Genomic DNA, 14,128 nt, shown 5'->3' on the forward strand with positions numbered 1-14,128 from the left:
ATGGACTCCGGCACCTGGACCAACATCGGCCTCGTCCTGCTCTTCATCCTCGTCGGCGGCGTCTTCGCCGGGACCGAGATCGCGCTCGTCTCGCTGCGCGAGAGCCAGGTCGCCCGTATCGAGAAGCAGTCGGCGCGCGGCGCCCGGGTCGCGGCGGTCGCGCGCGACCCCAACCGCTTCCTCGCGGCGGTGCAGATCGGCGTCACCGTGGCGGGCTTCTTCTCGGCCGCGTACGGCGCGTCGACGCTCGCGCCGGACCTCGCGCCCGCGCTCGAGGACCTGGGGCTGTCGAGCGGGCTCGCGGACACCGTCGCGCTCGTGGGGCTCACGCTCGTCATCGCCTACCTCTCCCTGGTGCTCGGCGAGCTCGTGCCCAAGCGCATCGCGCTCCAGCGCTCGGCGGGCGTCGCGCTCGTCGTCGCCCCACCCCTGGACCGGTTCGCGACCCTCATGCGGCCCGTCATCTGGCTGCTGTCGCGCTCGACCGACGGCGTCGTGCGGCTGCTCGGCGGCGACCCCTCGGCGCGCAGCGAGGAGATGAGCGAGGAGGAGCTGCGCGAGATCGTGCTCGCGCACGAGTCGCTGCCCGAGGACGAGCGCCGCATCCTCGACGACGTGTTCGCGGCGGGCGACCGCTCGCTCGCCGAGGCGATGACGCCGCGCGGAGAGGTCGCCTTCCTCGCGGCCGACACCCCCCTCGCGGACGCCGCCGAGACGGTCGCGGCGGGCCCGTACTCGCGCTACCCGGTGACGGGCGACGACTTCGACGACGTCGTCGGCTTCCTCCACGTGCGCGACCTCCTCGGCCGGGACTGCCCCGACCACCCGCCGACGGACCCGACGACGGGGCGCGCCCTCACCGTGCGCGACGTCGTGCGGCCCATCCTCGCGCTGCCCGCGACGAACACCGTGCTGCCCGCCATGTCGCAGATGCGGCGCGAGGGCGTGCACATCGCCGTCGTCGTCGACGAGTACGGCGGCACCGACGGGATCGTCACGCTCGAGGACCTCGTCGAGGAGCTCGTGGGTGACATCCGCGACGAGTACGACGCCGACGAGCCGTCGCCCGCGCGCGAGCACGGCGCGACGACGAGCGTCGACGCCGGCCAGACGATCGAGGAGTTCGCCCGCCGCACGGGCGTCGAGCTGCCCGACGGCCCGTACGAGACCGTCGCCGGCTTCGTCCTGGCGCAGCTCGGACGCCTCGCCGTCGTGGGCGACCACGTCGACGCGGACGGCCACCGCCTCACGGTGACCGACGTCGCGCGGCGCCGCATCGTGCGCGTCGACGTCGTGCCGCTCCCCTGACCGCGAGCGCACGACGCTGAGTGCAGGAAACAGTCGCGTCCCGACACCTCGGACGCGACTGTTTCCTGCATTCAGGGGTGTGGGTGGGGGCGCGTAGCGTCCGATGGATGAGCGCAGCGACGACGGGGACAGGGATCAAGGTCGGGGTGGTCGGGAGCTTCGGCTCTGCCGCCCAGGTGCTGGAGATGGCGGTCGGTGCGGAGGACGCCGGCTGGGACGGGTTCTTCTCGTGGGACGGTCTGAGCCTGCTGTCCATGCCGGTCGACACGTTCGACCCGTGGGCGGTGCTCGCGGCGGCGGCGGTCCGGACCGAGCGGATCACGCTGGGCGCGATGGTCTTCGCGCTACCCCGCCGCAAGCCGTGGGAGGTGGTGCGCCAGGCGCTGACGGTCGACCACCTGTCGGGCGGCCGCCTCGTGCTGCCGGTCGGCGTCGGCGTGCTCGACGACGGCGGGTTCTCCGCGGTGCCGGGTCAGCCGCAGTCGCTGCGTGAGCGGGCCGAGCTGCTCGACGACGCGCTCGCCTACCTCGACCGCGCATGGACCGGCGAGCGGTTCACGTTCGAGGGCACGCACATGCGGACCGGGGAGATGCAGTTCCTGCCGCAGCCGGTAGAGCGCCCCGTCGTCGGCCACCACGTGCCGGTGTGGCCGGTCGGCGTGTGGGACGCCGAGCGCCCGCCGGTGCGCTCGCTCGACCGCACCCTGCGCGCCGACGGGATCGTGCTCCAGCTCCGCGGCGACCGCGGCTTCGACGTGCCCACGCCCGACGACGTCTCCGCCCTCGTCGCGTGGCTCACCGCACGCCGCGCCGAGCTGGGCCTCGACGCGGCCCGGCCGTTCGACGTCGTCGTCCAGGGCGAGCTCCCGGCGGACCGCTCCGCGGCGGCCGACCAGCTCGCGGGCCTCGCCGACGCCGGAGCGACCTGGTGGGTCGAGTCCCGGTGGAACCCCGAGACCGCGACCCCGAACTCGTTGCTCGCCGCGATCAGCGCCGGGCCCCCGCGTCCTTGACGCCATCCGCGCGGCGAGGGGCGCGCTGAAGCCGCCACGGGGTGCCCTGGTGTCGGTGGGTCGACAGCGGGTGGGGTCTGCGGAGGTGACGACGGGTCGTGGCGGGCCTGGCGGGAGCAGGGCGAGGGACGAGCCCTGCGGATGGTAGACCCGTCGTCACCTCCGCAGGCCCCGCCCCCCGACCACGACCACAGACCCGAAGAATCAGACCGGCCGCGCCGCCTCGATCTCGACCTTGGGCAGCGTCTTCGCCGGCAGCGTCTTCGGCCGCCACGACGCGCGCGTCGCCTCGAACGCGGAGATCTCGTCCGCGTGCTGGAGCGTGAGGCCGATGTCGTCGAGACCCTCCATGAGGCGCCAGCGCGTGTAGTCGTCGATCTGGAACGGCACGGTGACGTCGAGCGCCGACGCGGTGCGGGCGACCAGGTCGACGGTCACCTCGGTGCCCGGGTTGGTCTCGAGGATCTTCCACAGGAGCTCGACGTCCTCCTGCGCGACGATGCCCGCGACGAGGCCCTGCTTGCCGGAGTTGCCGCGGAAGATGTCGGCGAAGCGGGACGCGAGGACGACGCGGAAGCCGTAGTCCTTGAGCGCCCAGACGGCGTGCTCGCGCGACGAGCCCGTGCCGAAGTCGGGGCCGGCGACGAGCACGGAGCCCGCGCGGTAGGCGTCCTGGTTGAGGACGAACGTGGGGTCGCCGCGCCACGCGGCGAACAGCGCGTCCTCGAACCCGGTGCGCGTCACGCGCTTGAGGTAGACGGCGGGGATGATCTGGTCGGTGTCGACGTTGCTGCGGCGCAGCGGGACGCCGACGCCGGTGTGGGTCGTGAACTTCTCCATGGCGGGAACCTCTTCGGGTCTTCGGGGCGACGGGTGGGCGGCGCGGTGCGGCGGGCTCAGACCTGCACGAGGACGCGCGGGTCGAGCGGCGCGAGCGGCGTGCCGTCGAAGGACGTGATGTCGGTGCCCTCGGGCAGGTCGAGGTCGCTGAGCGACGACAGCGTGCCCCGCAGCGCGGTGGCCGCGGCGACGAGCGGCGACACGAGGTGGGTGCGGCCGCCCTTGCCCTGGCGCCCCTCGAAGTTGCGGTTCGACGTCGAGGCGGCGCGCTCGCCCGGCTGGAGCTGGTCGGGGTTCATGCCGAGGCACATCGAGCAGCCGGCGTTGCGCCACTCCGCGCCGAAGTCGAGGAAGATCTGGTCGAGGCCCTCGGCCTCGGCCTGGAGGCGCACGCGTGCGGACGCCGGGACGACGAGGACGCGGACGCCGTCGGCCTTCTTCTTGCCCTGCACGACCTTCGCGACCGAGCGCAGGTCCTCGATGCGGCCGTTGGTGCACGACCCGATGAACACGGTGTCGACGGGGATCTCGCGCAGCGGCTGGCCCGGCGTGAGGCCCATGTACTCGATCGCGCGCTCGGCGGCGACGCGCTCGTTCTCGTCCGCGATCTGCTCGGGGACGGGCACGGTCGCGGAGATGGGCAGGCCCTGGCCGGGGTTGGTGCCCCACGTGACGAAGGGCTCGAGGTCGGACGCGCGGAGCGTGACCTCGGTGTCGAACACGGCGTCGTCGTCGGAGCGCAGCGTGCGCCAGTACTCGACGGCCGCGTCCCAGTCGGCGCCCTCGGGCGCGTGCGGGCGGCCCTTGAGGTACTCGAACGTCGTGTCGTCCGGGGCGATCATGCCGGCGCGCGCGCCCGCCTCGATCGACATGTTGCAGATCGTCATCCGCGCCTCCATGGAGAGCTTGCGGATGGCCTCGCCGCGGTACTCCAGGACGTAGCCCTGGCCGCCGCCGGTCCCGATCTTGGCGATGATCGCGAGGATGATGTCCTTGCTCGTGGCGCCGGGCGGCAGCTCGCCGTCGACGTTGATCGCCATGGTCTTGAACGGGGCGAGCGGGAGCGTCTGCGTGGCGAGCACGTGCTCGACCTCGGACGTGCCGATGCCGAACGCCAGCGCGCCGAACGCGCCGTGCGTCGAGGTGTGCGAGTCGCCGCACACGACCGTCAGGCCGGGCATGGTGAGCCCGAGCTGCGGCCCGACCTGGTGCACGATGCCCTGGTCGGCGTCGCCGAGCGAGTGGATGCGGACGCCGAACTCGCGCGCGTTGTTGCGCAGCGTGTCGATCTGCGTGCGGCTCGTGAGGTCCGCGATCGGCAGGTCGATGTCGAGCGTCGGGGTGTTGTGGTCCTCGGTCGCGATGGTGAGGTCGGGGCGGCGGACCGGGCGGCCCGCGAGGCGCAGCCCCTCGAACGCCTGGGGGCTGGTGACCTCGTGCACGAGGTGGAGGTCGATGTAGAGGAGGTCGGGCGACCCGTCGGTGCCTCGTCGCACCAGGTGCGCGTCCCAGACCTTCTCCGCCAGCGTGCCGGCCATGTAGCTCATCTCCTCGTCGTCTGTCACGGTCCTCCTGGGGGGTACGGAGAGCCGCCTGGGTCGATGGTCCGCCGTCCGGCATCCTGCCGGGGAAGACGTCCAGCGGGTGGAACATCCGTGCCGGACTTGCATCTCAGTGCGTGAGACGTCAATATCGACCTATGGACAATACTAGCGGAGTCGGAGTGCTGGACAAGGCGGCCTCCGTCCTGGGCGCCCTGGAGTCCGGACCTGCCACCCTCGCCCAGCTCGTCACGGCCACGGGCCTGGCCCGCCCGACGGCGCACCGCCTCGCCGTCGCCCTCGAGCACCACCGCATGGTCGCGCGCGACATGCAGGGCCGGTTCGTCCTCGGCCCCCGGCTCAACGAGCTCGCGACCGCGGCCGGCGAGGACCGCCTGCTCGCCGCAGCGAACCCTGTGCTGACGGCGCTGCGCGACCACACGGGCGAGAGCGCCCAGCTCTACCGCCGCCAGGGCGACCACCGCATCTGCGTCGCGGCCGCCGAGCGCCCGGTCGGTCTGCGCGACTCGATCCCCGTCGGCGCGACGCTCACGATGAACGCCGGCTCCGCCGCCCAGGTCCTCCTCGCGTGGGAGGAGCCGGACCGGCTGCACCGCGGGCTGCGCGAGGCCGTCTTCACCGCCACGATCCTCTCCGGCGTCCGACGCCGCGGGTGGGCCCAGTCCGTCTCCGAGCGCGAGCTCGGTGTCGCGTCGGTGTCGGCGCCCGTGCGCGGCCCGTCCGGCCGGGTCGTGGCCGCCGTCTCCATCTCGGGCCCGGTCGAGCGCCTGAGCCGCCAGCCCGGGCGGCTGCACTCCGGCTCCGTCGTGGCCGCGGCGAACCGCCTCACCGAGGTCCTCCGCCGCGCCGGCGAGTGAGCCGGGCCGACGCCGGCCCGTACCGGGCCGGCGTCGGCGTGCCGCGGGCCGCAAACGGGACGCGCCCTGTCAAAATGTCCCCGGCTGCTGCCATGCTGTGCGTGCCCCGACGCCCGGACAGCGCAGTGGTCGCGGGGGCGACCGCTGACCGTCCGATCCCGAGACACGAGGAGTTCCGATGCACCCGAAGCTGAAGGCAGCCCTGATCTGGGTCCTCGTGATCTTCGCCGTGTACGCGATCGTCACGAGCCCGGACCGCGCGGCCGACATCGTCGAGGGCGTGTGGGACGTGATCGTCGGGGCGTTCCGCTCGATCGGCCAGTTCTTCAGCTCGCTCCTGGACTGACCGTGGCCCGCGGCGGACCTCGCAGCAGGATCCTGGACCGCTACGTGCTCAACGGCGAGCGGGTCGTCATCGCGACGCGCCACCACTGGGGGATGCTCCTCGAGCCCGCCGCGACGACGGTCGCGGGCGCGGTCGTGATCTCCTGGCTCGTCGTGCAGGCCGGCCCCGCGGTGGGTGACGGCGTGCTCGTGCTGTGGTGGCTGTGGCTGATCCTCGCCGCCCGCCTGGTGTGGAAGGTCTTCGAGTGGCGCAACGAGTGGTTCGTCGCCACGGACAAGCGCCTGCTCCTGCTCTACGGCCTCATCACGCACAAGGTGGCGATGATGCCGCTCACCAAGGTGACGGACATGAACTACGGGCGCTCGCTCGTCGGGCGCGTGCTGGGCTACGGGCAGTTCCTGCTCGAGTCCGCCGGGCAGGACCAGGCGCTGCGCCAGATCGACTGGGTCGCGCGCCCCGACCGGACCTACCGCCTGCTGTGCGACACGCTGTTCATCCCGGGCGCCCGCCCGGGCGCAGCGCCGGTCGGCCCGGGCGGGGCCGCCGCGACGACGGGTGGCCCGCTGCCGGCGACCGTGCCGCCGCCCGCGCCGCGCCCGCCGCAGCCCGCCGAGCCCTCACCGGTCGAGCCCGCGCCCGCGTGGGTCGGGCACAGCCCGGCCGCCACGACCCCACCGGCCCCGGCGCCGCTCCCGACGGACCCGCGGGTCGTCGTCGTGCCCGGCCGGTCCGCCGGCGTGTCGAGCGGGCCCACGCAGCCGATCCCCGTCACGGGCGACGCCCATGCGGGACGGGACACCCCGCGTCCCGACGGCCGACCGGCAGGCCCCGGCGAGGACGAGCAGGGCTGGACGGTGTCCGGCGAGCACCGCGCGACGTACGTCCCCGTCACGCCGGCGCGCCCGTCGTCGACCCCCATCCCGAAGCCGTACGAGCCCGGCCCCAGCCGCGACGGCGCACCCTGACCCCGCCGGCACGGGAGCCGGAGCGGACGGGGCCGGCGGCTCCCCCGGTGCCGGTCGCCCCGCGACTCCCCCGGCGGCGGTCGCCCCGCGACGTACGTCACACCGGGCGCGTCGGTCGCTGCGCACCCGCGATCACCCGGAGATCAGCGAACTACCGAAGAAACGACGAAGGCCCGGTCACCGTGATGGTGACCGGGCCTTCTTCTGTACCCCCAACGGGATTTGAACCCGTGTTACCGCCGTGAGAGGGCGACGTCCTAGGCCGCTAGACGATGGGGGCCTGTGGAGCTTCGTACCGTTTCCGGTCCGTTTCTCCGGTGAGAACTCTACCTCATGATTCTCGCGGTCTTGACCGCTCGATCCAGAGCTGGAGCTCTTCGCTGGGGTACCAGGACTCGAACCTAGACTAAGTGAACCAGAATCACTCGTGCTGCCAATTACACCATACCCCAAGGGGGTAACCGATCCGCGTCAGGAAGCCGCTGAGACGAGTCCGAGACCCGTCCCCTGGCTCCCTCCCGTGGAGGTCCCACCGGCCGAGAACATTACCGGACATGCCGACGCGGACCAAATGCACCTCCGACACCCGAGCCGTGCGGCGACGCGCGCGTGGCACGGTCGACGCGCACGGGCGCCGTCTGGCACCGTCAGGGCATGCCCCCCGGAGACCTCCTCGACCCTGGCCCGCCGACGCCTCGACCCGTCGATGCGCCGCGCACAGCCGACGTCGTCACGGGCGAGGACGTCCGGGTCGCCGTCCGGTGGCTCGCCGACCGCCTCGTCGACCAGCCCGTGTCGGCGTTCGACGCGCAGGCCGGCCCGGTCCGCTGGTCGTGCTGGACGACGACGGAGCACGTGGTCGACGACCTCCTCGCCTACGCGCTCCAGCTCGCGGCGCTCCCCACGCTCGCGTACGTGCCGCTCGTCGGGCCCCGGGGCGAGGGCGAGATCGCGCACGTCGACCGGGCGTCCGGGACGGAGGGGCTCGTCGAGGCGCTCGTCGGCGGCGGGGAGCTGCTCGCGACGCTCGCCGAGACGCGCCCCCCGGACGCGCGCGCCTTCCACCCGTACGGGGTCTCGGACGCCGACGGCTTCGCGGCGATGGGGGTCGTCGAGGTCCTCGTGCACGGCCACGACGTGCTCCTCGGGCTCACGGACGCACCGACCCCGTTCCCCCCGGGGCTGGCGGACCGGGCGCTGACCCGTCTGTTCCCCGACGTCGAGACGGGCTCGGACGAGGAGCCCGACGCGGTGCTCCTCTGGGCGACCGGCCGGGGCGAGCTCCCGGGCCGGCCGCGGCGCACGCGCTGGCGCTGGGACGCGACCGTGCGCGGGGGCGCACCCGGCTGAACCTGCTCGTCAGCCCGACGACGCGGCCGCGGCCGCCGCGATCCGGCGCGCGGCCGAGGAGAGCGCCGTGCCGTCCTTCCAGACCATCCGCAGCCGACGGTCCAGCTCGAGCCCCGGCACCGCGACGCGCACGAGGGCACCCCGTGCGACATCGTCGGCGACGGCGAGGCTCGACAGCACGGCGACCGCCCCGCCGTGCTGCACAGCCGTCTTCAGCGCGGCCGTGGAGCCGAGGTAGGGCAGGTGGTCCGGCAGGCGCTCCCCGAGCGCCGCGAGGCCGCGTTCGAGCGTCTCGCGCGTCCCGGAGCCGCGCTCGCGCACGACGAGCCCCCCGGACAGCAGCTCGTCGACGCGAACGGCGCTGCGGCGTGCCCAGGGGTGCGCCGGGCCGACGACGACGACGAGCCGGTCGTGCGCGACGGTGCGGCTGCGCAGCCCGCGCCGCAGCGTCGCGCTCTCGACGAACCCGAGCTCCACCCCGCCGTCGAGGACGAGGTCCGTCACCTCGCGCGAGTTGCGGACGACGAGCTCGACGTCGGGAGACGCGCTGCCCGGCGCCCCCTCGAGCGCGAGCCGGGAGAGCCAGCGCGGCGCGAGGTACTCCGCGACGGTGAGGCTCGCCGCGACGCGCACCCGGGCCGCCGGGGCGTCGCGCAGCGCCGCGACGGAGGTCTCGAAGCGGTCGGAGGCCTCGATCACCTCGCGGGCCCACGCCGCCGTCGCGCGGCCGGTCTCCGTGAGCCGGGACCCGCGCGTCGTGCGTTCGAGGAGGTCGAGGCCGAGGCGGCGCTCGAGCACGCGCAGGCCTGCCGAAGCGGTGGGCTGCGCGACGCCGAGCGCGCGGGCGGCGGCGCTGATCGACCCGTGCGAGTCGGTCGCGACGAGCAGCTCGAGCGCGGAGAGGGACGTCCGGTCACGGGCGGTCGGGGCCATAGGTCCACTCTATGCCTCGCGAGGGAAGTCGCTCTTCTGCCGCCGCACCGGCCGCAGCACGCTGGAAGCATGACCCAGCCTGCACCTCCCTCGACCCGCACGGAGGCCCTCGCGACCCGAGGCGTCCCGGCGGCCACGGCCGCTCCCCCGGCGCCCGCACCCGACCGGCGCCCCGGTGCGCCGCGCGGACCGCGCGCCCTCGTCCCCGGCCTCGTGCTCGTCGGCGCGGCGACGCTCCTCGTGCTCGCGGGCGCGCGCCTGGTCCCGACGGTCTCCCCGCTCGTCGTGGCGCTCGTCCTGGGCGCGCTCGTCGCCCCGGTGCTCGGCCGGCTCGCGACGACGCGTCGGGGCGCGGCGACGGTCGCCGCCACGCGTCCCGGCGTCGCGTGGACGTCGCGCGTCGTGCTGCGGGTGGGCGTCGTGCTGCTCGGCTTCCAGCTCTCGCTCCCCGAGGTGCTGGGGCTCGGCTGGCGCGGGCTCGTCGTCGTCACGACGACGCTCGCCGTCACCTTCGCGGGCACGCTCGCGCTCGGCCGCGTGCTGCGCGTGCCGCGCGTGACGACGCTGCTCGTCGCGACCGGCTTCTCCGTGTGCGGGGCGGCCGCGATCTCCGCGATGCAGGGCGTCGTGGACCGGCCGGGGCGCACCCCCGACGAGGTGCGCGAGGACGACGACGGCGTCGCCACCGCGCTCGCGCTCGTCACCGTCTACGGCACGCTCGCGATCGTCGTGCTCCCGTGGCTCGCGGGGCTTCTCGGGCTCACCGACGACCGGGCCGGGCTCTGGATCGGGGCGAGCGTCCAGGAGGTCGCGCAGGTCGTCACCGCGGCCGGGACGATCTCCGCGCCGGCGCTCGCCACCGCGACGGTCGCGAAGCTCGCGCGCGTGGCCCTGCTCGCGCCGCTGGTCGCCGTCGCCGGGGTCGTAGTGGCTCGGGGGGCCCGACGCGCGGCGTCGGCGCTCGCGGCCACGGGCGCGCTCGGGGCGTCGGACGCCGCGTCGTCGTCCGCGGCGGACGACGGCGAGTCCCGCGGCGCGGGCGCCGGTTCGGAGGCCGGTGCGGGGGCCGGGAGGCGACGCGTCGCCCCGGTGCCGTGGTTCGTCGTCGGGTTCGTGGCGGCGGTCGCGCTCCGCAGCCTCGGGGTGGTGCCCGCGCCGGTGCTCGCCGTCCTCGTCACGGCCTCGACGCTCGCGTTCGTCGCGGCGATGTTCGCCCTCGGGCTCGGCGTGGACGTGCCGACCCTCGTGCGCACCGGACGGCGGTCGCTCGTGCTCGGCGCCCTGTCCGCGGTGCTCGTCACCGCGACGGCCCTCGTGGGCGTCCTGCTCCTCGCCTGACCGCCCCCCGAGGGAGAGGCCCGGTCTCGCGAGGCAGAGGCCCGGTATCGCGAGGCAGAGGCCCGGTATCGCGAGGGAGAGGCCCGGTCTCGCGAGGTAGAGGTCCGGTCATGACCGGGCCTCTACCTCACGGGACCAGGGCTCTGCCTCGCGGGGCTGCGGCGCTGCCTCGCGCGACCTCGGCCGCGGCTCGTACGACTGTGGCTCTACCTCGGCGCCGAGGCCTCCGTGGCCGCGACGCCGAGCGCCGCGGGGAGGTCGTCGAGGCCGTGGACGACGTGCACGCCCGACGCGCGGGCGGACGTCGGGTCCTCCGGGTGCGGGCCGCCGCGGCGGGTGCCGGGACGGTCGAGCCACACCCCGACGAGGCCCGCCGCGAGCGCGCCGCGCGCGTCGACGTCGAGCTCGTCGCCGACGTACGCCGTGCGGGCCGGGTCGGTGCCGAGACGACGGCACGCCTCGGCGAACACGCGCGGGTCGGGCTTGCCGAAGCCGAGCGTGTCCACCCCGACGAGCAGCGGCACGTCGGCCAGGCCCGCGGCCGCGAGCTTGCGGGTCTGGAGCTCGACGCGCGCGTTCGTCAGCGAGCCGACGCGCACCCCGGCCCCCGCGAGCGCGTCGACCACCCCGCGGGAGTCGGCGAACGCCGTCCACGACGCCTCGAACGTGCCCCAGAAGAGGTCCTTCCAGTCGACGTACGCCGCGTCGTCGAGCAGCTCGCCGCCGAACGCCGCCTGGAGCTCGTTGGCGCGCGCCATGCGCTGGGCGTCGAAGTCGACCTCACCACGCGTGTACGCGCGGTAGTGCCCGTTGGGGTCGGCGCGCCACAGCGCGAGGACGTCGTCGTAGCGCTCCTCGGGCAGGTGCGGCAACCACACCCGCGACGCGGCGGCGATGGCCTCGGCGAAGGCGGCGCGGGTGTCGACGAGCGTGTCGTCGACGTCGAACAGGACGCCCTCGAGCGGCGCGGCCGCCGAGGCCACGGCGTCGGTCACAGCGCGTCCCGCAGGCGCACGAGGCGCTCCAGCGTCGAGCCCTTGCCGAGCAGCTCCATCGACTCGAACAGCGGCGGCGAGACGCGGCGGCCCGTGAGCGCGACGCGCAGCGGCGTGAACGCGAACCGCGGCTTGACGCCCATGCCCTCGACGATCGCGTCGCGCAGGCGCTCCTCGATGGCGGCGGTGACGAACTCGTCGTCCTGCAGCACGTCGAGCGCGGCGATCGCCGCGGCGAGGATGTCCTTCGCGTCGTCGCGCAGGGCGCCGCGCGCGTCGTCCTCGACCGTGAGCGCGTCGTCGGCCGTGAAGAGGAAGCCCAGCATCCCGATCGACTCGCCCAGCAGCACCATGCGCTCCTGGACGAGCGGCGCGGCCGCCGTGAGGATCTCCTGGTTGCGGGGCGACAGGTCGGCGAACGAGTCCGCCGGCACGAGCCCGCCCGCGTGCAGGTACGGGACGAGGCGGTCGCGGAAGTCCTCCGGCGCGAGCATCCGCACGTGCGTCGCGTTGATCGCCTCGGCCTTCTTGAGGTCGAAGCGCGCCGGGTTCGGCAGCACGTCGTGCACGTCGAAGGCCTCGACCATCTCGGTGACCGTGAAGATGTCGTGGTCCGGCGAGATCGACCAGCCGAGCAGCGCGAGGTAGTTGAGCAGGCCCTCGGGCGTGAACCCGCGCTCACGGTGCAGGAACAGGTTCGACTCGGGGTCGCGCTTGGAGAGCTTCTTGTTGCCCTCGCCCATGACGTACGGGAGGTGGCCGAACTCCGGCATGACGTGCGCGACGCCGATCTCCAGCAGCGCCCGGTACAGCGCGATCTGGCGCGGCGTCGAGGACAGCAGGTCCTCGCCGCGCAGCACGTGCGTGATGCCCATGAGCGCGTCGTCGACCGGGTTCACGAGCGTGTAGAGCGGCTGCCCGTTCGCGCGCACGAGCGCGTAGTCCGGGACCGAGCCCGCCTTGAACGTGATCTCGCCGCGCACCACGTCGGTGAAGGTGATGTCCTCGTCCGGCATCCGCAGGCGCAGCACCGGCTCACGGCCCTCGGCGCGGAAGGCGGCCTTCTGCTCGTCCGTGAGGGTGCGGTCGAAGTTGTCGTAGCCCTTCGTCTTGAGCCCCGCGGCGGCGTTGCGCGCGTCGGACTCCTCCGGGGTCGAGAACGACTCGTAGACGTACCCGCCCTCGACGAGCCGCGCGATGACGTCCTGGTAGATGTCCGCGCGCTGCGACTGCCGGTAGGGCTCGTGCGGGCCGCCGACCTCGACGCCCTCGTCCCAGTCGAGCCCGAGCCAGCGCAGCGCGTCGAGGAGCTGCTGGTAGCTCTCCTCGCTGTCGCGCGCGGCGTCGGTGTCCTCGATGCGGAACACGAACGTGCCGCCGGTGTGCCGCGCGTAGGCCCAGTTGAACAGCGCGGTACGGATGAGCCCGACGTGCGGCGTCCCGGTCGGGGACGGGCAGAAGCGGACGCGGACGGGCGAGGAACCAGGTGCGGGGATCACGGCTCCCAGCCTAGTTGCCCGACGCCGTCCGCCGCCCGGGCGTCCGGCGTCGGGCCCGTCCTCGTCTCAGTCCGGGACCGTCCCCGCCGCGCCTCCCGCGCGTCCGGCCCGCCACGACCGCGTCGCCACGACCGCCGCCCCGAGGGCGGCGCCCGCGAGCGCGCACCCCGGGACCAGGATGATCGCCAGGACGACGGCGTACGCCAGCACCTCCCCCGGGGGCACGTTCCCCGAGGCGATCGCGAGGACCGCGAGCACGAGGACGACCGCGCACGGGACGACGGCACCCCAGCCCGCCCACCGCGCGACGGCGCGGCCCGGACCGCGTCCCACGGTCAGCCGCGCCGGACGACCGGGTTGCTCAGGACGCCCAGCCCCTCGACCTCGCACTCGACGCGGTCGCCGACGTCGATCAGCCCGACGCCGGCGGGCGTGCCGGTGAGGATGACGTCGCCGGGCAGCAGGGTCATCGCCTCGGAGACGTACGACACGAGGAACGGGATGTCGAAGATCATGTCGCTCGTGCGGCCGTCCTGCTTGACCTCGCCGTTGACGCGACTGCGGACGCCGACGTCCTCGGGGTCGAGGTCGGTGTCGATCCACGGCCCGAGGGGGCACGCGGAGTCGAAGCCCTTGGCGCGCGCCCACTGGCCGTCGGTGCGCTGCGCGTCGCGCGCCGTGACGTCGTTCGCGACCGTGTACCCGAGCACGTACGCCGGCGCGGCCTCAGGCGACACGTCCTTCGCGAGGCGACCGATGACGACTGCGAGCTCGGCCTCGTACGAGACCTCCTGCGAGAAGTCGGGCAGGACGATCGGGTCGTCCGGGCCGACGACCGACGTGTTCGGCTTGAGGAACAGCAGCGGGCTCGTCGGGACGTCGTTGCCCATCTCCTTCGCGTGGTCCGCGTAGTTGCGGCCCACGGCGACCACCTTGGAGCGCGGGATCACCGGCGCGAGGAGCCGGACGCCGTCGCCCAGCTCGACACGCTCGCCCGTCGGCGTGACGGGCATGTAGAGCGGGTCGCCCGTGAGGACCGCGAGGTACGTGCGGTCCCCCTCCTGCTGGACGAGGGCGTAGCGGGGGTCGTCTCCGGTGGTGAATCTCGCGATGCGCACAGGC

Annotated in this window: 14 protein-coding genes and 2 tRNA genes; 7 read left to right on the top strand and 9 right to left on the bottom strand. The window is 74.3% G+C overall.

Annotated elements, in window-relative coordinates; genetic code table 11:
• The gene (locus AC3WT4_RS03540; protein WP_043653653.1) at positions 1 to 1,308 is read left to right on the top strand and encodes a hemolysin family protein; all 1,308 of its coding nucleotides are present in this window, start codon (positions 1 to 3) and stop codon (positions 1,306 to 1,308) included.
• Positions 1,309 to 1,415: 107 nt separating this feature from the next.
• Positions 1,416 to 2,321, top strand: a complete 906-nt coding sequence (locus AC3WT4_RS03545) for an LLM class flavin-dependent oxidoreductase (protein WP_492314732.1) — start codon at positions 1,416 to 1,418, stop codon at positions 2,319 to 2,321.
• A 204-nt stretch (positions 2,322 to 2,525) separates the two neighbouring features.
• On the opposite strand, the gene leuD is transcribed toward AC3WT4_RS03545, so the two are convergent.
• Together leuD and leuC are read right to left on the bottom strand one after the other, a co-directional pair.
• Entirely contained in the window at positions 2,526 to 3,161 is a 636-nt protein-coding gene (gene leuD, locus AC3WT4_RS03550; protein ID WP_074809827.1) for a 3-isopropylmalate dehydratase small subunit, read from the bottom strand.
• Positions 3,162 to 3,217: 56 nt separating this feature from the next.
• Entirely contained in the window at positions 3,218 to 4,699 is a 1,482-nt protein-coding gene (leuC, locus tag AC3WT4_RS03555) for a 3-isopropylmalate dehydratase large subunit (RefSeq protein WP_074809932.1), read from the bottom strand.
• A gap of 161 nt (positions 4,700 to 4,860) precedes the next feature.
• Here leuC and AC3WT4_RS03560 point away from each other — a divergent pair, with 161 nt between their 5' ends.
• The 3 genes from AC3WT4_RS03560 (at position 4,861) to AC3WT4_RS03570 (ending at position 6,891) form a co-directional block, all read left to right on the top strand.
• Complete coding sequence (locus AC3WT4_RS03560; protein WP_034654517.1) at positions 4,861 to 5,580, top strand: IclR family transcriptional regulator; 720 nt, start codon at positions 4,861 to 4,863, stop codon at positions 5,578 to 5,580.
• 178 nt (positions 5,581 to 5,758) lie between these two features.
• Positions 5,759 to 5,926, top strand: coding sequence for a hypothetical protein (locus AC3WT4_RS03565; protein WP_167405768.1), 168 nt, complete (start codon positions 5,759 to 5,761; stop codon positions 5,924 to 5,926).
• A gap of 2 nt (positions 5,927 to 5,928) precedes the next feature.
• On the top strand, positions 5,929 to 6,891 hold the full coding sequence (locus AC3WT4_RS03570; RefSeq protein ID WP_492314733.1) for a PH domain-containing protein: 963 nt from the start codon (positions 5,929 to 5,931) through the stop codon (positions 6,889 to 6,891).
• A 207-nt stretch (positions 6,892 to 7,098) separates the two neighbouring features.
• On the opposite strand, the gene AC3WT4_RS03575 is transcribed toward AC3WT4_RS03570, so the two are convergent.
• Positions 7,099 to 7,171, bottom strand: a tRNA-Glu gene (locus tag AC3WT4_RS03575).
• A 100-nt stretch (positions 7,172 to 7,271) separates the two neighbouring features.
• A tRNA-Gln gene (locus AC3WT4_RS03580) sits at positions 7,272 to 7,343 on the bottom strand.
• A gap of 202 nt (positions 7,344 to 7,545) precedes the next feature.
• Here AC3WT4_RS03580 and AC3WT4_RS03585 point away from each other — a divergent pair.
• Positions 7,546 to 8,241 (top strand): hypothetical protein, encoded by a 696-nt coding sequence (locus AC3WT4_RS03585; protein WP_492314734.1) that lies wholly within the window; start codon positions 7,546 to 7,548, stop codon positions 8,239 to 8,241.
• A gap of 9 nt (positions 8,242 to 8,250) precedes the next feature.
• Here the strand turns inward: AC3WT4_RS03585 and AC3WT4_RS03590 are convergent, their stop codons facing one another.
• Positions 8,251 to 9,174, bottom strand: coding sequence for a LysR family transcriptional regulator (locus AC3WT4_RS03590; protein ID WP_492314735.1), 924 nt, complete (start codon positions 9,172 to 9,174; stop codon positions 8,251 to 8,253).
• Positions 9,175 to 9,243: 69 nt separating this feature from the next.
• On the opposite strand from AC3WT4_RS03590, the gene AC3WT4_RS03595 reads away from it, so the two are divergent.
• The gene (locus AC3WT4_RS03595; protein ID WP_492314736.1) at positions 9,244 to 10,512 is read left to right on the top strand and encodes a YeiH family protein; all 1,269 of its coding nucleotides are present in this window, start codon (positions 9,244 to 9,246) and stop codon (positions 10,510 to 10,512) included.
• A gap of 206 nt (positions 10,513 to 10,718) precedes the next feature.
• Here the strand turns inward: AC3WT4_RS03595 and AC3WT4_RS03600 are convergent, their stop codons facing one another.
• The 4 genes from AC3WT4_RS03600 to AC3WT4_RS03615 form a co-directional block, all read right to left on the bottom strand.
• Complete coding sequence (locus tag AC3WT4_RS03600) at positions 10,719 to 11,507, bottom strand: HAD family hydrolase (protein ID WP_492314737.1); 789 nt, start codon at positions 11,505 to 11,507, stop codon at positions 10,719 to 10,721.
• Positions 11,504 to 13,006: a glutamate--tRNA ligase gene (gene gltX, locus AC3WT4_RS03605; protein WP_492314738.1), complete on the bottom strand. Its 1,503-nt coding sequence runs from the start codon at positions 13,004 to 13,006 to the stop codon at positions 11,504 to 11,506. The genes AC3WT4_RS03600 and gltX overlap by 4 nt, the downstream gene beginning before the upstream one ends.
• Positions 13,007 to 13,072: 66 nt before the next feature.
• Entirely contained in the window at positions 13,073 to 13,339 is a 267-nt protein-coding gene (locus AC3WT4_RS03610; RefSeq protein WP_257417387.1) for a hypothetical protein, read from the bottom strand.
• Positions 13,340 to 13,341: 2 nt separating this feature from the next.
• Positions 13,342 to 14,124 carry a fumarylacetoacetate hydrolase family protein gene (locus AC3WT4_RS03615; RefSeq protein ID WP_108048496.1) on the bottom strand — a complete coding sequence of 261 codons (783 nt, stop codon included), beginning with the start codon at positions 14,122 to 14,124 and terminating at the stop codon, positions 13,342 to 13,344.
• Positions 14,125 to 14,128 lie beyond the last annotated feature (4 nt).

Source organism: Cellulosimicrobium sp. EB106-03-01-XG111, from assembly GCF_058792115.1.

Excerpts from the sequence above, each read along its gene's own strand:
- AC3WT4_RS03540 (WP_043653653.1), top strand. The coding sequence starts at position 1 with ATGGACTCCGGCACCTGGACCAACATCGGCCTCGTCCTGCTCTTCATC.
- AC3WT4_RS03545 (WP_492314732.1), top strand. The coding sequence starts at position 1,416 with ATGAGCGCAGCGACGACGGGGACAGGGATCAAGGTCGGGGTGGTCGGG.
- leuD (WP_074809827.1), bottom strand. The coding sequence starts at position 3,161 with ATGGAGAAGTTCACGACCCACACCGGCGTCGGCGTCCCGCTGCGCCGC.
- leuC (WP_074809932.1), bottom strand. The coding sequence starts at position 4,699 with ATGGCCGGCACGCTGGCGGAGAAGGTCTGGGACGCGCACCTGGTGCGA.
- AC3WT4_RS03560 (WP_034654517.1), top strand. The coding sequence starts at position 4,861 with ATGGACAATACTAGCGGAGTCGGAGTGCTGGACAAGGCGGCCTCCGTC.
- AC3WT4_RS03565 (WP_167405768.1), top strand. The coding sequence starts at position 5,759 with ATGCACCCGAAGCTGAAGGCAGCCCTGATCTGGGTCCTCGTGATCTTC.
- AC3WT4_RS03585 (WP_492314734.1), top strand. The coding sequence starts at position 7,546 with ATGCCCCCCGGAGACCTCCTCGACCCTGGCCCGCCGACGCCTCGACCC.
- AC3WT4_RS03590 (WP_492314735.1), bottom strand. The coding sequence starts at position 9,174 with ATGGCCCCGACCGCCCGTGACCGGACGTCCCTCTCCGCGCTCGAGCTG.
- AC3WT4_RS03595 (WP_492314736.1), top strand. The coding sequence starts at position 9,244 with ATGACCCAGCCTGCACCTCCCTCGACCCGCACGGAGGCCCTCGCGACC.